We start from the raw sequence: 20,492 nt of genomic DNA, 5'->3' as shown, positions 1-20,492 counted from the left end.
TACGGGCATTTTGCGTCAGGCGCAGGCTTTCCAGGCCCAGGGTCGCTATAACGATGCCATCGATCTCTGTGAGCAGATCCTCGAAAGCGGCTTCGATCGTCCCGATGCTCGCTACTTTCTGGGCTGGCTCTATCAGGAGCAGAAGCGCTGGGATGACGCGATCCGCCAGTTCCAGATGCTGCTCAATGACCCTGAATACGCGCTTTCTTGCTACTACGCCCTGGGGCAGTGCTATCGCGCGCGTGGCGATCTGCGCACGGCCACCGTCCATTTCGATGAGGCTGTCGACCGCGTCAATCTCGATGCCCTGACGATTGAGGAGGCAGATCAGCTGGTCCAGCTCTGTCAGGAAGCGGCAGAGGCCCATCGCTTGCTCGGCGAGCAGGAGCAGGCCCTGACCATTTATAACGCGCTGCTTGGCTTCCTGCGCAGCCGTGGCTGGAGCGACAAAGTCGCCCAGGTGGAGCTGCTCTTGAAGCAGATGCAGAGTGCGCCGCCGCCTCCTCCTCAGCCCAGTACGCCGCCACCTTCCTTGCAACAGCAACAGCTGCAGGTTTCTCCTGGACTGTCACCTGAGCAGCCGGTGACCCCGTCCATCCAGGATGCGGCAACCATGATGTTCTCGGTACCCGGCCCCGGCCCAGCAGCGGCCCCTCAGCCTCCCGCCGCTCCTGTTGCGCCGACCTCGGCTCCTGCCCCGGCACCGTCTGCCGCGTCCGCTGCCGGTGAATTGCCCGACTGGCTGACGGGCATTCTCAATGAGCCTGCGCCTGCGCAGCCAGCGCCGTCTGCCGCTGCGCCCGCTCCCGCGCCGTCGCCGGCAGCTCCTGCCCCGGCGCCCCAGCCAGCGGCTCCAGCAGCGCCACCCCAGTCGCCCACGGCTCCCAATCCACCAGCCCCGGCTTCATCGGCTTCCTGGCTGACCGATAGTCCAACCCGGCAGGTGGAGCTGCAACCCCCGGCCCCGGCGGCCTCAGCAGCCTCAGCAGCCCCAGTGGCTCAGCCGGCGCCCGCTCCCGCTCCGGCCCCAGCTCCAAATCCGTTCCCTGCCCAGGGCCAGATGTCTGCGCCACCGGCAGCGCCACCCGCCGCCGCCGCCCCGGCTCCCGCTCCTTTGACACTGGAGCAGCTCAGCCCGGCTGCGCCGACGCCCCTTTCTCCCACGAAGGATAATGTCGAGGAGCTGCTGAGTAAAATCGCCGGTACTACGGCCCGCGATGAATCCTTGCAGCAGGTGGCTGGCGCCGTGCTCGCCAGCACGGCTTCCCTGCCCGAAGGCATCCGTATGCAGGTGGTGCGCTCGATGCAAGACATCCAGCGCTACATCGAGCATGGCTTGCTGAATTCGGCCATCGATGAGTGCTTGAAGGTCATCGAGATCGCTCCCCAGTATCTGGATGTCCATCAGGTGCTCTGCGAGATCTATGTACGCCAGGGCCGCATCGAGCAGGCGATCACAAAGTACGCCATCCTGGTCGATACCTATATCGCCAATGGGCGCATCGACGACGCAATCGCTACCTATCGGCGTATCCTGCAACTGGAGCCGAATAATCTGACGTACCGCATGCGTCTGATTAATCTGCTCTCCTCTCATGGCAATAAAGAGGACCTGTTGCGTGAGCGTACTCAAGCCGCTGAGGCTTATCTTCGCCTGGGCTACATGGATCGCGCCCTTAGCGAGTTAGAGCAGGCCCTGCAGGAAAGTCCAACAAGCGTGCCCACTCGCCTGAATTATGCTCTGGCTCTGCAAAAGCTCGGTCGTTCTCAGCAGGCCGCCGCTGAGTACCAGCGCGTGCTGCAGGTCGACCCGCGCAACATCGTGGCGCTGGTGCGCTGGCATCTCCTGATGATTACCGGGGCCGCTCCCGCTGGCCGCGCTTCTGCTCTGGAGCTATTGACTCGCATCCGCTGGCAGTTGCGGGGTCAGGGCCAGCGCCATTATGAGGTGGTTGCGCGCGAATATACACAGTCCCTCGAACTGCAGCCCAATAACGCCGATCTCCATTTCTCCCTGGGTCAGATCCATCAGCAGGCCGGCTACTTCGATCGCGCCGTGGCTTCCTACCAGCAGGCCACACGCGATAGCGCGGTGGAGGTGCTGGCCCGCGTGAGTATGGCCCATTGCTTGCTCTCCCAGGGGAAGCCCGAGGAGGCTATCCAGCAACTGGAGCAGGCCCTGCAACTGGTGCGCCGTTCGCCGGCTGCCATGGACCCAACTATCTGGGCGGCCCGCCCGCGCGAGGACGACGAGGAGCATCAGGCCCCCGAGGTGGAGATCTCCCTCTTGCTGGCCAAAGCCTACCGCCGCGCCGGCAAAGAGGAACAGATGCAGGCCGTGCTCCGCCGCATTAAACAGGTGACCACCTATCAGGACGAGGTGGCCTCGGCTCTGGCCGAGATCTCGGCGCGGCAGGGCGATATCGACAGCGCCCTCCAGGAATATGCTGAGCTGGCTCGCTATTATCTCAGCAAGCGCCAGGGCGATAACGCTCTCAATGTGCTCAATGAGATGGTACGCCTGGCTCCCCAGGACCCACGCGCTCATGCCGAGCTGGCTGAGATCTATATTAATCGTGGCCAGCTCGAAGAGGGCATTGCTGAGCTGCGCCTGTTGGCCGATATCTACGAACGCCGCAATCAGCGCGGTGAAGCCTCTGAGGCGATGCGCCGTATCGCCGATATCTATGCCGAGATGGGCAATAATGAGGAGGCTCTCTCTTGTTATCGCCGCGCTGTCGACCTCGCTCCTAACGATATGAGCCTCTTGCGCGAGGTCGTGGCTTTCTGCTGGCGCATCGGTCGCACGCGCGAGGCCACCGAGTATCAGACGGTGGTGGCTCGCTACTACTTCGAAACCCATCAGGTCAAGGAGGCCGTGGCTGCCCTGCAGCAGTTGATTGCGATCGATCGCCATAACTACGAAGCCTACGATATGCTCGGGCAGACCTATCAGTCGGTCGGGGAGTATGAGCAGGCGAGCCGCGTGTATAAGAACCTGGCTCGCGTGAAACCCGATAGCACCATTGCGCGCGAGCGTCTGGCCGCTTTGCAGGCGCTGCGCTCTGGTCAGTAGCCTGCGCCTGCCTGGCTCGCGCTGCTGTGGCTCGCCTCGTCTGGAGAATCCGGGGCGACCCACTCCGACGCTCTCGGATCGCGTGGGGGAGATCAAGATGCTAAAGCTGACCTCTCCTCTGATGAAGTTGGAGACAGGCCAGCCTGGCCTGCCGCATGACGGCAGCGCTCAAAAAGGGGGGATCGGCAGAATCGCAGAACTGTGGAGCCGATCCCCCCTCTTGTTTGTGTGGGCCAGGCTCAAGATGCCTGCTGGGCGGGTGGGACGCTCTCTAGCCCTGCTGGGAGAGGCCGGGCAGGGCTACTTCCTCCTGTTTGGCGCCAGCTCCGGCTGAACGCTGCTCCCGGGCTGACTGCTCGCGCGCGCTGGCCGTCGGCTGAGTCTGCTGCTGACGCTCTAAGCGGCTCCGCTGCTGCTGATCGCGCCAGCGCTTCAGATCCAGCAGGCGACGGTAGGTCTGATAGACGAGCGGCTTGTAGGCAAGGTCGTGGGTCTCCAGGAAGCGCAAGGGATAGCCACCGAAGCCTTGCTTGAAGACGTAGACCCCCCACAGCTCTTGCCCTTCCTCCAGAATATCGGGAATGCCGCGGAAGTTGTAGTACCAGCAGCCGTGCTCTTTGGCCCAGCGGATGGCAGTCCATTGGAGCAGGTGGTTGGGCATCCGATTGCGGTGCTCGTTGGAGGAGGCGCCGTACATATACCAGCTCCAGCGACCGAAGCGCAAGGCGATGAGACCGGCAATGGCCTGCCCTTCATATTCGGCGAGAAAGAGTGCAGCGCGGTCGCCTTCGCTGTAGAGGCGCAAGATGTCCTCGTAGTGGGGCTTCTCGTGGATGAAGAAGCGATCGCGCTCGCTGGTGATGCGGTAGAGACGGTAAAAGGTATCAAGGTCTGCTGGCCCTTCGCCCCGTCGTACGCTGACACCTTTGCGCGCCGCCAGGCGAATGTTGTAGCGCCACTTCTCTTTCATGTTGGCCAGAAGGGCCTGCTCGTCGGGCCGGATGTCCAGCACCCACTCGTGTCGGATGTGCATGGCGTAGGGCGTGCGGCGGAAGCCGTGACTGCGCAAGGCGGCCAGCCAGCGCTCATCACCATCGGGCACGCTCGGCTCTACTTTGAGCATAAAGGCGCCGCGCCGCCGGGCTTCCTGGCGCACGAAATCCAGAAGCTGACCCAGCGCGGGCGAGCTGGGATCATCAATAACTGGCCCACGCGGCGCGTAAAAGTAGGTTCCCAGCACCGGCAGGCGCGAGACGAGAACAAGCATGGCGGCACAGAGCTGCCCCTGATCATCGACAACGCCAGTGTAGAGGGCTTCGGCACCAAGGTGCGGGGCCAGCTGCCCCCATTCATAGGACTGGGTAATGTTGCAGCAAACCGAGGCAGCGACAAAGTCATTCCACTGCTGCCGGTCACTGATAATGCGCGCTTCCATAAACTTTCCCTCAGAGATGGACAGGTGCAACGTTCACTATCTCTTGCTTGATCAATACAGAATAGATGGCAGATCAGGACTCACAGAAGAGGCTGTTTCTCGTTCCCTGCCCCGGCTCAGGACGCTGACCAGCAACTGACCTCGCGTCTGGTTGGCTGGAAGCAGCCAGATGCCTGGTGGACAAAGCGGAAGCTCTCTCTCCGTTATCGCTGCTGGCGCAGGGCAGGGCAGGCTGTAAAACCCCGTTAGCCGGAGCAGGGAGGGCAGCAGTCACTGGCTGGCACCGGAGGACGAGGCTGGCTCCGCTGGTCGTGCGCCTTTCTCCTTTTTGCCGTCACCCTGCATGGAGGAGTCGGATTGATCGGGTTGACCGGCAGAGGTGGGTTTGCCTCCCTGCCTGCCCCGCGCCGCTCGCTCTAGCTCAACCCGCCGCCGCTCGGCTCGCCGCCGCTCGCGCCGAATCTCTACCAGCTTGCTCCAGAGGCGATAGATCAGGGGGCGATAGACGTAGTCCTGGGTGGGCATATTGAGGCGCGAGTAGCCGCCAAAGCCTTGCTTGTATTCGTAGACACCCCACATTTCTTCTCCAGGCTCCAGCACCTCTGGAATGGCACGGAAGTCGAAGTGGGTGCAGCCTTGCTCCTTAGCCCACTGGATGCAGCGATACTGGAGCAGGTAGGCAGCCTTCAGATTGCGCTTATGGTTTGCGGTGGCCCCAAACATATCCCAGCACCAGTTTCCGAAGCGAATCAACATTTTGGCTGCCAGGGCCTCACCTTCGTGTTCAGCCAGGAACAGAACGGCGTCGCCGCGCGCGGCGAACTGGCGCAGAATCTCGCGATGATAGTCTTTGCTGTGAATAAAAAAAGCGTCACGCTCACTCGTGATTTTCAGTAAGGCATAGTAGGCATCGAAATCGGCATCGCTGCTGACTTCCCGTACGGTGACCCCCTTGCGCCCGGCCACACGCACGTTCTGCCGCCAGGTCATCTTAAAATTGGCAAAGAGCGTCTCTAAAGGGGGGCGAATGTCCAACACCCAACTGCGCCGTGGGTGGACAGCGTAGGGGTAAACACGAAAGCCGAGCGCGCGGTAGGCGCTCTGCCATTGCTCTAGACGCGGATCATCGTCGGCGATGTTGGGTTCGAGGCGCAGCACCACACTACCTTCGCGGCGAGCAATCGCGTGAGCCTCGGCGATCAGCGCGGGGAGGGCTGGCGAGTCTGGTGCCTCGACTGTGGGACCGCGGCAGCTGTAGAGCCAGTTGAGCTGGAGGCCGGGCAGACGCACGGGAAGCGGCACCGGCGCGACCGAAACCATCATGGCCCCGCTCAAACGGCCTCCCTCCAACGCGCCTAACCGGTAAATGCGCCCACCGAGATACTTATTGAGCTCGCCCCACTCATATGACTGGAGCAGATGCCCCCCTGGCTGGGACCTCAGAAAGGCGTTCCATTGCTCACGATCTGTGATTTCTTGCACAACAACTGTCATAGCAAAAAGCCTGTCCTCTCACGAACTTCAACTTCCCTTGTTCTCCTGCTGCTGTCTTTCAAGATATTCGCTTCTGAGTAGACTGTAGACACGAACATCGTGATATTTGCCGAAGCGCAGAATCGCCTGACGGAGGGTTCCTTCGTATTTAAAGCCAGCCTTCTCGTCTGCCCGCCAGCCACCGATATTCTCCTCCATGTCCTGCGTCTGAATACGATTCAGGTTCAATTCCATGAAGCCATAGCGGATCATCAGTTTGGTCGCCTCGGTGCCGTAGCCCTGGCCCCAGACCGCGCGGTCGCCAATGATAATATAGAACTCGGCTGTCTGGTTAATATAATTAATGTCCTTTAAACCAACAAGACCAATCAGGCGGTTGTTGCTTTTAAGCGCTACTCCAAAGATAATATGTTTGCCATCTCTATACAGCTGCTCCAGGCGCTCCTTAGCCCGAGCATCGCTGGTCGGATAGACGGAAAAATAACGGCGAATCTCCTCATCATTGAGCCAGGTCGCGTAGAGATGATTGTCCTGGCCGGGTTCCAGCGGGCGCAAGTAGACGCGCTCGCCGACGAGAAAGGGATTCTGGAGCTGGGCAGTCTCTTCAGCCATCGTCTTCTCACTCCTGGGATAGACTGGTGCGCGCCACGCCTGCTGCTGAGCGCGCTAACGCTCCGGGGAGATAGGGCGTGGCGGGCAGGAGAAACGTGCTAGACCTGTTCTTTGCTGAGTTGAGCTGAGCTGAGTATCCTGGCACAATCGGCTAGTGCCAGTCCAGTATAGCATAGTCCCCCAAGGCCGACAACGCGCGGGGCCGGTCCCTAGGACCAGAGGGGTGGGCCGGTGGGGAGGTCCTGGCCTTCCTTCCTGCCTTCCTGGTCTACTGACCTGTCTGCTGGCTCCTCCGCCTGGACAGGCAGCGGGGACCGATCGGCTTGCTGCAAGGTCTCGATCTCCTTAAGCTTGCTGAGCTGCTCGCTTCTCCTGGCTCTAAGCGAAGCGAGGAACGGGCCAGAGATGGTAGTGAATCTTCAAGGCAATGATGCGTGTGACGGAGGCGTCGATGGTGCTCTGGGAGAGCCGTCCGCTGGCCAGGGCCTCCTTAAGGGCGGCCACCGCGCTGCGCAGATCGTAGGAGCTGCGCACGCCCAGGATCATATCGTTGCCCGCCGCCAGAGCTAAGACCACGGCCTCTGGCAGGTTCCATTTCTTGGCGATGCCTTCCATATAAAGGGCGTCGGTGATCACCACACCGTCATAGCCCAGCTCATGGCGCAGAATGCCTGTCACAATGGTTGGCGACAGCTCCGCAGGCCAGACAGGATCGAGTGCCGGCATCAACAGGTCGGTTGTCATGATCATGCCCGGATGGTCCAGCGACTGAGATGACTGGATGAAGTGTTTGAAGGGCACCAGCTCGGTACTGTAGATCTGCTCGCGACTACGCTTGATCACTGGCAGGTCGGTGTGCGCATCGCTTTGGGCGGCGCCCAGGCCCGGGAAATGCTTGAGGCAGGCGATGACTCCATCCCCCTGGACGGCGCGCAGGTAAGCCCCACCGTAGTCGATTACTGACTGTGGCGTGTAGCCCCACGTGCGCAGATACTGATCAGGACCATTGACAACTGGCACATCAACATCAGGAGCCAGGTCGGTGTTCAACCCCAGGGCCTTTAAATCGTGGGCAATTCCATGACCGAGGGCCGCAGCATTGCTGACCTTGCCCGTCTGGTAGACTTCCAGGGCGCCGGGCCGATGGCCATAGATATTGTTGATCCGCTCGACAAAGCCACCCTCCTCGTCCGCCGAAATGAAGAGCGGCATCCAGGCCCGGGCCTGCATACGCTGGATATCAGCGCGCGTCTGCTGGAAGGTGCGCATCTGAGCGGCGTACATGATCACGCCACCGGCGTAGAGATCGTGAATCATTGTCTCCAGGTCCGCCGAGTAGGTTGTCCCGTAATACTGGACCATGAAGAGCTGGCCGAGCTTCTGATCAAGCGTCATATGGGTCAGGTACAGACGGGCCAGAGCCTGCTCGTTCATAGAGGCCTCGCGATGGCGCAGGGCCTCAACCTGCGCGGGAGTCAGCGGATTGCTAATGAATGGGCCGGCCAGCAGCGTCTCCTGAAGCTGGCTGACCTGCCGCGGCAGCCACGGCGTGTCTCCCTTGCCCAACAGAGCCGTGGCCAGCAGAAGCAGTGCTCCGCCGCTCGCCAGCAGAAGGCGCAGGATAGACAACAGGCGCCGACGGCGACGAGGCTGCGGTCGAAGAGGAGACGCAGCCCTGGCTGCGGCTTCTTGGCGCTCTTGTGGGTGAGAGGCCACAATCGGGGGTGGACTGTCTGTGAACATTGCCAGGAGACTCCCGCATTAGCTTGGCATTTTTTCTTATTTTAGTGAATACAACAAGCGATAAAAGTCATCAGTAACTCATCGTGGCGCTGCACGAGCGAACGAGCAAGCCAGAGTGAAGCATGGAGCACATCAGCAGGGCGATTCCTAGGCCGTAGGAGGAACCGCGGGCATCAGATGATACTGCATCTTCAGGGCCAAGATGCGGGTCACTGCCTCATTGACCCGCAGGATCGAGAGCCGTCCATCCTGGAGCGCCGCCTTGAGGCCATTAATCATGGCCAGCGTTTGCGCGCTACCTGTGGGGCCAAGGAGCATATCATTACCGGCATTGAGGGCCAGCACAGCGGCCTGGGGCATATCCCATTGCTGGGCGATGCCCTCCATATAGAGAGCATCGGTGATCACCACGCCGTCGTAGCCGAACTCCTGGCGCAGGATCTGGGTCATAAAGCGATACGACAGCTCGCCGGGCCACTTCGGATCAATCGCGGGCATCAGCACATCGGTTGACATGATCATCCCCGGACGCATGTACGGATTAGAGGCGTTGGCAAAATACTTATAAGGGGCCAGCTCGGTCGAGTAGATCTGGCTGACGCTGCGGTTATCGGAAGGCAAGGTCTTGTGGGCGTCCTCTGTCGTATTGCCCAGGCCGCCGGGATAGTGTTTGATGCAGGCTATCAGGCCGTCCTGCTGCATAGCGGCCATAAAAGGACCAGCGTACTTGATCACATCCTGGGCAGTTGTACCGAAGGTTCGGGTCACCGTGTCATAGCCTGGCACAAGCATCACATCCACGTCTGGGGCCAGGTCGACGTTGATGCCAAGTGCCAGCAGATCGTGAGCCATCTTATGACCCTGCTGGGAGGCATAGGCCACGCTCCCCGACTGGTAGATGTCCCAGGCTGAGGGACGTGAACCATAGATGTGCGAGAGGCGATGAACGTAAGGGCCGCCCTCTTCGTCGGTAGAGATCAGCAGAGGAATTTTAGCATGCTGTTGCATCAGGGCAATATCATGCTTGGTCTGCGCAAAGCTCTGCATTTGAAACTCATAGAGGATGACGCCCCCGGCATGCAAGTTTGTGATCATATTGTCCAGGTCAGCTGAGTAGTAATCGTCGGCGTATTCCACCATGATCAGCTGGCCTAGCTTCTCGTCCAGGGACATCCGCGACACGTAGAGGCTCGCGAGCTGCTTGTAGGACATCCGGTCACTCAGATGGCGCAAGGCGTTGATCTGAGCCGGGCTATAGGGAGAAGCGATGAACGGTCCGGAGGGGTCGCTGGCGAAAGGGCCGGACCCCGCAGAGGAGGGGAGCGATCCCGGGAAGAGATAGGCCGCGTTAAAATAGGCAAAAAGCGCACCGCCGGCTATGATACTGGCCAGCACAAGCATGCCAATGCCGAGAAAGAGTCGTAGACGAGCAGGGCGCCGTTGGCGTTGAGCGCGTGCCTGGTTGCCTGGCACCTCGCTCTTCCTGGGCAGCGCGGCTGGCGCGTCTGCTAAAAAGGGAGAACTTCTGACAGACTTTTTCGAGAACAAAGACATAAAGACTCCCAATAGAAACCATGCTGCGTATCTATTATAAAAACGTTATCAACAAATGTTTAAAATCGAGCATCATCAGCGCGTTCGGAAAAAGGACCTGGAGCTGATTCCTGCTCCTCTCTCTCTAGTTCTAACGCGCGGGAAGGAGGATTTGTTACATCGTGGGAAGAGGAAGGGGTGTGGCGTGAGACAGCGGGTGGACCGAAGGCCTCGGTCTCGTTGTCGCTCTCCTGTGGGGGCAGCGAGCCTGTCGTCGCAGTGGCGCGAGGCAGGTGCAGTGGAGCTGGAGGGGCCTGGCGGCGGCGCATGCGGGATGCGCGCACATTAGGCACTACCAGAGCCGGTTGCAGCGCGTAGTCAAAGATCACCTTAATCGCGCGCGTCTGGGCTCGCCGCATGGCTGTACTCAGAGCGTGGCGATAGTCAGTCAGGGCGAAGCGGTGGGTAATCAACTGCTCGGGAGCCAGCAAGCCCTGAGCAATGAACTCGCAGGCGACAGCAAAAGTTGAGCGGCGGCCTGGCTGCTCTGGGGGCCAATACTCCTGCCCGTGCGTCAGCGAGCCAAGCAGATTCACCTCGCGTGACCAGACCGGGGTCAAGTCCAGGTGCAGGCGGTGAAGACTGCGCCCGACCAGGACCACGGTGCCGCCGGCGCGTGTCCAGCGCAGGGCATCTTGAATAGTCTGACTATGGCCCACCGTATCGTAGATCACATCGTAGCCGCCCAGTACGATCGGCTGACCAAGGGGACCGCTGACCAGCTCGGCGCCCGTGATGCGTGCCACCTCCCGATAGCGGTCCTGGGGATAGATAATATGGCTCGCGCCCAAACGAGTGGCTCGCTCCACCTGGAAGGCGTGGCGGGCCATCACCCCCACGACTGCCTGGGGTGCCAGGGCCCGCACCACCTGAAGCGTCAACAGACCGATCGTGCCTGCTCCAATAATGAGCACCCGCTCCTCGGGCTGCGGCGGGCAGCGCAGCACAGCATGCAGGGCTACCGCCGTTGGCTCTAACATCACTGCCTGCTCGTCGCTCAGCAAGGGTTCCCCTGGTTTCTCGGGCGACTCAGGGAGAGGGAAAAGCTGGCGCTCATGAACCAGCATCTCCTCGCTCCAACCCGAGCCAATTTGTGCCGGTCCGGGCTGATAGGCTCGCTCGCACAGGTTATAGTCCCCGGCGGCGCAGGCCCGGCAGGGAGGCTGCGCGCCCGAAGTCAGGCAGTGAGGGGCATACTGCAGCACTACCGTATTGCCCACCTGCAAGGTTTGAACCGCATCGCCCACCTCGATCACCTCACCCACCACCTCATGGCCCGGATAGAACTGCTGACCGGCCAAAGCCGCCGCCACTCGCGGATCAACATCGGCAGCAATCAGAGCCAGATCGCTGCCGCTGATCCCTGCCAGGCGGTTGCGCACTCGCACCCAGTCGGGAGCCGGCAAGGGGCGGCGAGGCAGATTTCGGACCTGCAGAGGAGCAAACGATGAAAAATACGCTCCCCGCCAGAAGCGCCCCAGCAGCGAAGTCACGATGGCCCGTTTGGGGTCAAGATCCAGGGTTGACATCCACATAGCGGTAGCCCTCCACCGCGCATGCTCAGCTCACATGGCCGCTCAGATTTTCGCTCATCGATTACCTGCTTGCTTCTCTGCACTCCCTGAGCGGCAGCCCATCCTCATAAGCAGCGTTGCAGCGATCGAAGGCAGTGTACCATGTGCGCAATGCGCGGTCAATGCTCTTGAGATCGTCAGCCTCGCCAGGAGAGCAGGGGGCCAGAAGTCGACCGGCTGGTAGCTGGCAACGGCGGTGACACCCGGGCCCGGCCTATAGTAGAGCTATCGCTCTCTGCCGGCGCCAATCAAAAGGGAGTTGGGGATGAGCGAGGGGACAGAAGCAAGGCAAAGCGGAAGTAACGAGAGCCAGCATCATGCTGAGGCCGAAGGGATGCTTGTTACGGCTCCGTTCCATTCGTCGACGGCAGCGGTCGGGTTGGCGAACCGGACAGGCAAGGCAAAGTCAGCGTGAAGACCGACCCTTGATCCTGCTCGCTGTGCACGTTCACCTCGCCCTGATGAGCGCGGGCGATCGCCCTCGCAATGGCCAATCCCAGGCCAGCCCCCGGGATCGCGCTACCGTCCGCGCGACTCGGCGGAATATGGCGACCGCGATAAAAGCGCTCAAAAATATAAGGCAGATCTTCGGAAGCAATGCCCGGCCCATTGTCGATCACCTGGACCTCACCGACGTCGGCGTGACGATCCAGGCGGACGATCACCTGGCCCTCGGGGAAAGGGCGCCCATACTTCACAGCATTGTCCAGCAAGGCTGCCAGAGCCTGCTTCAGACGATCCATATCGCCGTGGACAACCAGCCGCTCCTGAGTGGCCAGCTCCAGCTGAATCCGAGGGCCCTGCTCACCGGCGAAGAGACGAGCCTGCTCAACGCTCTCAATGGCCAGCTCCACCAGATCCACTGTGCGTAGCTGGAGAGGGCGACCCTCCTCAAGGCGAACCAGGGTCAGCATATCGTTGATCAGGCGGGTCATGCGCTCGGACTCATTCTTAATCAAGCGCAGAACACGCTGCAGCAGCTCGGGGTTCTCCATCGGGCCGCGCAGCAGCACCTCCGAGAGGCCACGAATCGATGTCAAAGGAGTGCGCAGCTCGTGAGAAGCGCTACTGAGGAGACGCTGGACGCGAGCCTCGCTCTCGCGCTGGTGAGCCGTGGCCAGCTCCACCTGGCCAGCGAGCGCATCGAGGCTCTGACCCAGACGAGTCAGCTCATCGGAAGCTGGAGGCGCAGAGGAAGAGGGCAGCAACGCACGCTGGCTGAAATCCCCCCTGGCCAGGGCCTGAGCGACCTGAGCCAGCTCCTGCAAAGGGCGCAGCAGCAGGGCCGTTGCCAGCGTACTCAAGCCTCCGAGCAGCAGCACCAGCAGCCCGTAGCTGCACACGAAGGCGAGCGGCGTATTCAGCGACCTCACATGAACGAGCAAGAACAGCAGCAGAGCCATCAACGCCAGACCCAGGGCCAGAATCGCGAGCTGCAGGAGAGCCAGGCGCAGACCCAAACGATCAAGCGGCAGGCGAACAGAAGTAGCCAATAGGGGACCGCTGGTCAGGGAAGGCCGCTGGAGAGCGGCCAAAGCCCGCGCCTCAGCCTGACCATTGGTCTGCTCACTGGTCTGCCCTTCCTGAGCCATCTTTCCTTCCGCTAATGGCTCCTTCATCATCTTCTTGTGATCTGGGGACCCATCGGGAGCTCCTTCCGTGCGTATCCTTACCGTCCCTCGCTCGGCTGGCATAGCAGCTATCCCTGGCCTTTCAGAATATAGCCGACCCCGCGCACCGTCTGAATCAGCCGGGGGGAGCTGGGGGTATCTTCAATCTTCTCGCGCAGATAGCGCACATACACCTCAATAATATTCGTCTCCCCCAGGAAATCGTATCCCCAGACACGATTGAGGATCGTCTGCCGATCCAGCACCTGGCGTGGATGAGTCATAAACAGGTGCAACAGATTATATTCTGTTGCCGTCAACTCGATAGAGCGATTGCCGCGACGAACCTCGCGCGTAGCCGTATTCATCCAGAGGTCCTCGAACTGCAGAATATGCGCAGAGTCGGGAGAGCCAGGGTGCTCACCGTGTCCGCTGCGGCGCAGGCGGCGGAGGATCGCGCGTATGCGTGCGACCAGCTCCTCGAAGCTGAAAGGCTTCGTCAGATAGTCGTCGGCGCCACTATCGAGACCCAGCACCCGATCGCGCACATCGTCTCTGGCCGTCAGCATCAAGATGGGCACATCGCTTGTCACTGGATTCTCGCGCAAGCGACGGCAAACCTCCAGACCATCCATATCCGGCAGCATCAGGTCCAGAATAACAATATCGGGATCACAGCGCTGTGCCGCCGTCACTCCCTGCTCGCCGTCGGGGGCCGATACCACCTCGAAGCCCTCGTAGTGGAGACCCAGCTTAATGAACTCGATAATCGGCTGCTCGTCGTCGATCACCAGCGCCTTGAGGGGCCGTTTCTCCTGATCGGTGCGTTCGTGAACCACTTGCGGCATGGCTTGCATCCTTCTGGGTAGGATTCAATTTTCATTATAGTTACCAGACAGCAGGAGTGCAAGGCATGTGCCAGCAAGGGTGGCTCCAGTGGACCCGGCGCCGATGGTCCGCTCAAGCTCAGCAGCTTTGGCCGCCACCGTAGGTTTTTCACCTATCCCTCCCACGAGAAAGGCGATAGAAGAGTTTCAGCAAAAGAACGGAAGTGTCTTGCGTTTTGGCAAAGTATTTCTCATTGTCTTATCCTGTTTAATGGTAGCGGCCTTAAAAAACTCTTAAGAGCGCTGCACATTGATTGACAAGTGAGAGGGGACTCATTACAATGGTATTGATAGAGACGGCTCACGTAATCAGCAGGAGGCAGATTCATGGCAGTTGTGCATCCCGACTTCTATCGTCATGAGCACCTCGTCCGCAAGTCAATTCAAATTCCGTTGACCCAGCACCAGGAGCTAAAAGCGCTGGCGATGGAACTGGACTCTTCCCTCGGGGATGTTGTGGAGACAATTATGGAACTAATGCGCCGGGATAACTACCAGCAACTGCGTCAGGCAATCCTCCAGAAACGCGAACAGGCACTTTCCTCCTTGACTCACTCCCTCGACGAAGCGTATGCTTATCTAGGATCTCTCCCTGAAACTCTCGAAGAAGCCCGATTTTATTTTGAGGCCGGGCGTGAAGGTATCGTTGCATGAGTAATGAGGCCAGGCAAGCATCGCCCAGCCCCAGCCATAGCGAGGATTCTACCAACCGAATACGCGAAATGCCCAGTCCCAGGCGCGGCGAGATCTGGGATGTCAATTGGTCTCCCGGGCGCGGCGCGGAGCAGCAGGGTGTCCGCCCTGCCTTAATCATCCAAAATGATCGAGGTAACGCCTCCCCCACTTATCCGTTGACGATTGTTGCCTCGATGAGCCGTACGGAGCGTGAACTGCCCCTGCACGTGCGCATCGCGCCAACGCCTGAAAACGGACTGACCGACTTCACCGATGTGAAGTGTGAGCAGATCATGACCATCGAGAAGTCGCGCCTGATCCGTAAGCGTGGGAGCATCACCAGGGAGGAACTCGCGCGCGTCGACATGGCGCTCAAAATTAGCCTTGATCTCCTCTCCTGAGCAACTGGGGAGGAGAGTGGCCCAGGTCCTCGACCCTTGGCCCCTGGGCAGAGGAAGCCCTCACAACCCACAAGAGCGGCACAACGTCGGTGTTGCTCTATGCTCTCCTGGTGCAGGCCCTGGTGGCATTCGTGCCTCTTTGGACCCCTTCCCTCTGGCTGATCTCCTTTGTCTGGATTGGCTGGTGTGGGCCAACCGCCAATGTGCTACAATGAAGACCAGATGTTCAGGCAAGACCGCAGGAGATGATCACCTATGCAGCAGAGAACGGTCGGAACGGTTGATGTGAAGCGCAGCTTCCCCGAGATGCTCAAGGGCGGTGTCATCTGCGACGTTGTCAATCCAGAGCAAGCCAAGATCGCCGAGGAGGCTGGGGCTGTGGCGGTCATGGCTCTGGAGCGGGTACCCGCCGATATTCGCGCTCAGGGCGGCGTCGCGCGTATGACTGATCCCGAACGGATCATTCGCATCAAAGAAGCGGTCACTATTCCCGTCATGGCCAAGTGCCGCATCGGCCACTTCGTCGAGGCGGAGATCCTGCAGGCCATTGGCGTTGACTGCATTGATGAATCGGAAGTGCTCACGCCTGCCGACGAGCAGTTCCATGTCAATAAGCATTTGTTCTCGGTACCCTTTGTCTGTGGGGCGCGCGACCTGGGCGAGGCCCTGCGTCGCATCGGCGAGGGGGCGGCCATGATCCGCACCAAAGGCGAGGCCGGCACCGGCAATGTGGTGGAGGCGGTGCGTCATATGCGCGCCATCCAGGATGGCATCCGGCGCCTGCAGATGCTTCCCGAGGAAGAGCTGATGACCGAGGCCAAGCGCCTGGGGGCCCCCTACGAGCTCGTTTGTCAGGTCGCTCGCACCGGCAAGCTGCCCGTCGTCAACTTCTCGGCGGGGGGCATTGCCACACCGGCGGATGCCGCGCTCATGATGCGTCTGGGGGCGGAAGGCATCTTTGTCGGCTCCGGTATCTTCAAGTCCGGCGATCCACTCAAGCGGGCCCGGGCCATTGTTCGGGCGACCACCCATTTCGATAATCCCCAGATCCTGGCTGAGGTCTCGCGCGATCTGGGCGAGCCAATGGTGGGCATCAACCTCGACACGCTGCCTGAGCAGGAGCTGATGGCCCGCCGTGGCTGGTAGCCGTTGATGAGGGGAGAGCGACCTGAGTCTGGACTGGCTCGCCGGCGGAGCGCAAGGCAATAGTCAGAGAGCAGAGGAGCCACCAGGCTGCGGGAGCGCAGTCCCGTCCGCTCCGCCGGCTCAGCGCCTCATTCCCAGAGCGAGGTGAGCCGGCGGAGCCTCTTTTTTGAAAGCGGGATGAAAAGCGACGGTCATGGGCGTTCTCTCTCAACAGAGAGTCTGTGCAGCACAACCAAGGAAGGAGGGGGCGGTGCAACGGCAGCGTGGGCAAACCGGGCACCGCGCAAGTAGACGATGATCCACAATGGACAGGAACGACCGCTGATCGGTGTGCTGGCTCTCCAGGGGGATTTCGAGGCGCATCTGAAGGCGCTTTCCAAGCTGGGTGTGGCAACACGCGCCGTAAAACTCCCTGAGCATCTGACCGATTTAGATGGTATAATAATACCCGGTGGGGAGAGCACCACTATCGGCAAGCTGATGGTTGAGTATGGCCTCGATAGGCCGCTGAAAACCTTGATTGAGCAGGGACTCCCCGTCTGGGGAACCTGTGCCGGCTTGATTCTGCTGGCCAAAAAGACGGACAACGCTCTGGAAGGCCAGCCGCTACTGGCTGTGATGAACATCGCTGTCCGTCGCAATGCGTTCGGTAGTCAGCGGGAAAGTTTTGAAACTGATCTGTCGATACCCGTGCTGGGTGAAGCACCATTTCATGCCTTCTTCATCCGCGGGCCAGCCATTATGGAGGTAGACCCGGGTGTAGAGGTGCTGGCAACGCTCGATGATGGAACCATCGTCGCTGTCCGCGAAGGCAACCGGCTGGGTACCGCTTTTCACCCGGAGGTTTCCAGAGATCCGCGCTTCCATCATTACTTTCTCCGCCTAGTACAGAGCGTTCGGAAGTAGAGGCGTGGCGACGCGACCAGGCGGTAGGCCCCGCTCGCTATCCGCTCCGTGCCAGAAGACGACGACAATAGCGACAATGACAACGACAGAGAGACGCAGGGTCACTCAACGGCGGAGCGGGAGCACAGGAACCGAAGAAGCGGGCGCGCGGGGCCTGGCACGCGCCACTGAGCGTGGACGAAGTAGAAAGATCTGCCTCTGCTTGGCGCAGGAGCACTGATGATACGACCGGTACCCTATGTTGACCTACCGGGAATCATCTACGCATTAGATCAGCGCGCTCGCATGCGACAGCGCGCACTGGCGAACTTCGTGTGCTGGCTGGAACCGGTGGAGCACCGTGCTTCATGGCCTCCTCTCCTGCGCAATATCTTTCCTCTCGATCCGGTTGCACGTACCTGGCTGTGTGAAGATCGCTGGCGCATCTTAGGATTTGCCCAGGTACGCGAGCGCCCATCGGGAACGATGTGGGAGCTGACCTATCTGGCCTCAATGCTCCAAAGCGCCTTCTCCGGCGAAGATGTCCTCACAGCCCTGCTTGACTATGTCCTGGAGATGGCCGCCTCCCACGGCGTGCTGCGCGTCTTCGCCAGGGTCGAGGAGGCGCTGCCGGAATTGGAGCTGTTCGCTCGCAGCGGCTTCCAGCGCTATACGCGCGAATTCACCTATGTCTTTGGCTGGGAAGATGAGAACGAGGCCGCCGGACCCGGCGAAGCGGAGGTCGTCAGCACCTCGCCCAAAACCAGGCCGCCCTCCCCCGGGCTCGTACTCAGCTCGACTCCAGCCGAGTGCCTGCAGGAGCTGGCCTCACTGCAGCGCTGGAGCCGTCATCATGTCTGGGGCCTGCACCAGCTCTATCGCGCCGTTACTCCCCAGCGCGTGCAGATGGCCGAGTTGCTGGAGAATAGCGAAGAGTATGCCCGCCTGCTCGTCGGCTCGCAGCGTTCAGGACTCCTGCCCCTTGGACGCAAGTGCGAGACCTACGTCTGTGACATGGGGGTGCGCCTGGGCGCCTGGCTGCAGTTGCGCCGGGGACGTGGTACCAGGCCACATCAGCTCTCGCTGATTGTTCACCCAGAGTATGCTGATCTGGCTGAGCCGCTCGTTCGCTTCGCCTGTCAGCGCCTGCTGGAGAGCGACAAGCGTCCGATCTATTGTCAGGTGCGCGAGTATGAGGGCGCCGTCATCAATGCTCTGCGCGCCAGCGGCTTCGCGCCAAAAACCACCAGGGTCTTGCTTGTGCGCCACATGGCCTATCTGGCTGTGAGACAGCGCGTCGTTCCTGCATTAGAACAACGAGTAATCTATGGCGTGAAGGGTCTGGGTACGGCCAACTCACGCCAGACTATGAGGTGATTAAACTGTCTATGCACAATGCGATCACTGACGATCTGGAGGCTCTGCTGGAGGCTCTGCCCCCCAGCATCCACGAAGCGGTCGACCGCCTGGAAAACCGCGGTGAGCTGCTAGAGATCGTAATGGACCTGGGGCGTCTGCCCGAGGCCCGCTTCCCGGATGGAGAGGTGATCCTGAGCGACCAGCCCATCACCTATGCCGATCTTGAATATGTCGTTGAGCACATCGGCGAGTTCGGCGATGATAATCGGGCCGGCATCGAGCGCACGCTTCACCGCATTAGCGCTTTGCGCAATCGGAAGGGGCGCGTAGTCGGCCTGACCTGCCGCATTGGCCGCGCGGTGCTGGGTAGCATTGCCCTGATCCGCGACATCGTCGAGCAGGGCCAGTCGATTCTTATCCTCGGTCGCCCGGGCGTAGGCAAGACGACGCTGCTGCGCGAGATCGCGCGCGTGCTGGCCGACGAGGCCAATAAGCGGGTGGTGGTGGTGGATACCTCCAACGAGATTGCCGGCGATGGCGATATCCCTCACCCCGGCATCGGGCGCGCGCGCCGTATGCAGGTGGCTCATACCTCGATGCAGCATGCGGTCATGATCGAGGCTGTGGAGAACCATATGCCCCAGGTGATCGTGATCGACGAGATCGGGACGGAGCTGGAAGCGCAGGCGGCGCGAACGATCGCAGAACGTGGCGTCCAGCTGATTGCCACGGCGCACGGCAATTCGTTGAGTAACTTGCTGGTTAACCCCACGCTCTCCGACCTGGTGGGCGGTATCCAGACGGTGACACTCGGCGATGAGGAGGCTCGTCGACGCCATACACAGAAGAGCATCCTGGAGCGTAAAGCTCCGCCTACCTTCGATGTCGTGGTGGAGCAGCAGAGCTGGCAGGAGCTGATCGTCCACCGCGATGTGGCCGAGACGGTGGACAATCTCTTGCGCGGCCAGCCGGTGATCGCTGAGGTGCGAACGCGCGATGAGGAGACAGGACGGGTCTCGGTGCGCCGTGTGACGATCGGTGGGATGGAGCTGCCTGCCTGGGGCAGCGGCTCCGGCTCGCTCGCCGGACGCCAGGGGGGCTATCTCCCTTTCGAACGCTCGGCGGGCGGCTGGAACAATCTGCGCCAACTCGGCCAGGTGACCTGGCGCGACGTCGCCACGGCTGAGCCGCTGCGCCGCAATGGACAGTCACCATTGCCAGCACTCGCGCCTAGTGGCCTGGCTGCCAATCTGCGCCGCTCGCCCTCTAGCTCCAACCTGGTAACCCTGAGCAGTACCGCTCCTGCTCTGGCCTCAACCTCGGAGGAGGCTCTCACCACCGAGGAGGACTCTCAGCAGGCTCTCACCCTCTCTCCTCCCAGGCCGATCCGTATCTATCCCTTCGGGGTCAATCGTGATCGCCTGGAACAGGCCGCCCGCCAGCTCGGGGTGCCAGTGATCATCACAAAGAACGAGAATGAGGCCAATGCCATTATCACGCTCAAGAATTACTATCGCCGCCAGCCCGAACGCTTGCAGCAGGCCGCCGATGATCAAAAGACGATTATTATTCTGAAGAATAATACGGTGGCCCAGATGCAGCATGCTCTGGCGCGCATCTTCGCCCTCCCCGAGGAGGAGGACGACGAGGGAGGCTCCGGCTCCCCTGGCTCGTTAGCCGGCCTGGCTCAGGATGAAGAGACCCGGCGCGCTCTTCTGGAAGCGGAGGACGCTATTCATCGCCTCCTGAATCATGGGCTGACCGCCGCCGAACTGGCCCCGGCTAATGCCTATGTGCGCCGGCTACAGCATCAGCTCGCCAGCCGCTATAACTTGTTCTCGCGTAGTCGGGGCAAGGAGCCGAATCGGCGCGTGAAGATCTTCCGCAGTTAAAGGATCATGCTCGACGACGGCGCGGCACGGGTCCACTCGTTCCGCTCATTCATCGGCTCGCCGATACGACCAGCTGCAGGCGTAGGACGGTGAGTGAAGGATGAGCTGCC

General features: G+C 60.8%; 15 protein-coding genes. 7 read left to right on the top strand and 8 right to left on the bottom strand.

Features of this window, described 5'->3' with window-relative positions; all coding sequences use genetic code 11:
- Positions 1–3,076: tetratricopeptide repeat protein (locus BGC09_RS15135; RefSeq protein ID WP_141727803.1), on the top strand; the 3,076-nt coding region annotated here is incomplete at its 5' end.
- A 271-nt stretch (positions 3,077–3,347) separates the two neighbouring features.
- On the opposite strand, the gene BGC09_RS15130 is transcribed toward BGC09_RS15135, so the two are convergent.
- The 8 genes from BGC09_RS15130 to BGC09_RS15095 form a co-directional block, all read right to left on the bottom strand.
- Positions 3,348–4,511: a lipid II:glycine glycyltransferase FemX gene (locus BGC09_RS15130; protein WP_069804834.1), complete on the bottom strand. Its 1,164-nt coding sequence runs from the start codon at positions 4,509–4,511 to the stop codon at positions 3,348–3,350.
- A 270-nt stretch (positions 4,512–4,781) separates the two neighbouring features.
- Complete coding sequence (locus BGC09_RS15125; protein WP_069804832.1) at positions 4,782–6,005, bottom strand: lipid II:glycine glycyltransferase FemX; 1,224 nt, start codon at positions 6,003–6,005, stop codon at positions 4,782–4,784.
- A gap of 27 nt (positions 6,006–6,032) precedes the next feature.
- Positions 6,033–6,617, bottom strand: a complete 585-nt coding sequence (locus BGC09_RS15120; protein ID WP_069804830.1) for a GNAT family N-acetyltransferase — start codon at positions 6,615–6,617, stop codon at positions 6,033–6,035.
- A gap of 378 nt (positions 6,618–6,995) precedes the next feature.
- Complete coding sequence (locus BGC09_RS15115) at positions 6,996–8,360, bottom strand: glycoside hydrolase family 3 N-terminal domain-containing protein (RefSeq protein ID WP_069804828.1); 1,365 nt, start codon at positions 8,358–8,360, stop codon at positions 6,996–6,998.
- 147 nt (positions 8,361–8,507) lie between these two features.
- Positions 8,508–9,833 carry a glycoside hydrolase family 3 N-terminal domain-containing protein gene (locus tag BGC09_RS15110; RefSeq protein WP_069804826.1) on the bottom strand — a complete coding sequence of 442 codons (1,326 nt, stop codon included), beginning with the start codon at positions 9,831–9,833 and terminating at the stop codon, positions 8,508–8,510.
- A gap of 140 nt (positions 9,834–9,973) precedes the next feature.
- Positions 9,974–11,488: a zinc-dependent alcohol dehydrogenase gene (locus BGC09_RS15105; protein WP_069804824.1), complete on the bottom strand. Its 1,515-nt coding sequence runs from the start codon at positions 11,486–11,488 to the stop codon at positions 9,974–9,976.
- A gap of 380 nt (positions 11,489–11,868) precedes the next feature.
- Positions 11,869–13,221 carry a HAMP domain-containing sensor histidine kinase gene (locus BGC09_RS15100; protein WP_084658951.1) on the bottom strand — a complete coding sequence of 451 codons (1,353 nt, stop codon included), beginning with the start codon at positions 13,219–13,221 and terminating at the stop codon, positions 11,869–11,871.
- A 5-nt stretch (positions 13,222–13,226) separates the two neighbouring features.
- A complete protein-coding gene (locus BGC09_RS15095) occupies positions 13,227–13,985 on the bottom strand; it encodes a response regulator transcription factor (RefSeq protein ID WP_069804820.1) in 759 nt (252 codons plus the stop codon).
- A gap of 366 nt (positions 13,986–14,351) precedes the next feature.
- Here BGC09_RS15095 and BGC09_RS15090 point away from each other — a divergent pair, with 366 nt between their 5' ends.
- The 6 genes from BGC09_RS15090 (at position 14,352) to BGC09_RS15065 (ending at position 20,382) form a co-directional block, all read left to right on the top strand.
- On the top strand, positions 14,352–14,678 hold the full coding sequence (locus BGC09_RS15090; protein WP_069804818.1) for a hypothetical protein: 327 nt from the start codon (positions 14,352–14,354) through the stop codon (positions 14,676–14,678).
- Complete coding sequence (locus BGC09_RS15085) at positions 14,675–15,100, top strand: type II toxin-antitoxin system PemK/MazF family toxin (protein ID WP_218104063.1); 426 nt, start codon at positions 14,675–14,677, stop codon at positions 15,098–15,100. The genes BGC09_RS15090 and BGC09_RS15085 overlap by 4 nt, the downstream gene beginning before the upstream one ends.
- 255 nt (positions 15,101–15,355) lie before the next feature.
- Positions 15,356–16,246, top strand: coding sequence for a pyridoxal 5'-phosphate synthase lyase subunit PdxS (pdxS, locus tag BGC09_RS15080; RefSeq protein WP_069804815.1), 891 nt, complete (start codon positions 15,356–15,358; stop codon positions 16,244–16,246).
- Positions 16,247–16,540: 294 nt separating this feature from the next.
- The gene (gene pdxT / locus BGC09_RS15075) at positions 16,541–17,152 is read left to right on the top strand and encodes a pyridoxal 5'-phosphate synthase glutaminase subunit PdxT (RefSeq protein ID WP_069804813.1); all 612 of its coding nucleotides are present in this window, start codon (positions 16,541–16,543) and stop codon (positions 17,150–17,152) included.
- A 219-nt stretch (positions 17,153–17,371) separates the two neighbouring features.
- Entirely contained in the window at positions 17,372–18,508 is a 1,137-nt protein-coding gene (locus tag BGC09_RS15070) for a hypothetical protein (RefSeq protein ID WP_069804811.1), read from the top strand.
- 11 nt (positions 18,509–18,519) lie between these two features.
- Complete coding sequence (locus BGC09_RS15065; RefSeq protein ID WP_069804810.1) at positions 18,520–20,382, top strand: AAA ATPase domain-containing protein; 1,863 nt, start codon at positions 18,520–18,522, stop codon at positions 20,380–20,382.
- Positions 20,383–20,492: the final 110 nt, after the last annotated feature.

The organism is Thermogemmatispora onikobensis (assembly GCF_001748285.1).
GTDB classification, from domain to species: domain Bacteria; phylum Chloroflexota; class Ktedonobacteria; order Ktedonobacterales; family Ktedonobacteraceae; genus Thermogemmatispora; species Thermogemmatispora onikobensis.
The sequence above is the reverse complement of the archived record's forward strand: the minus strand, read 5'-3'. Positions and strand labels throughout refer to the sequence as shown.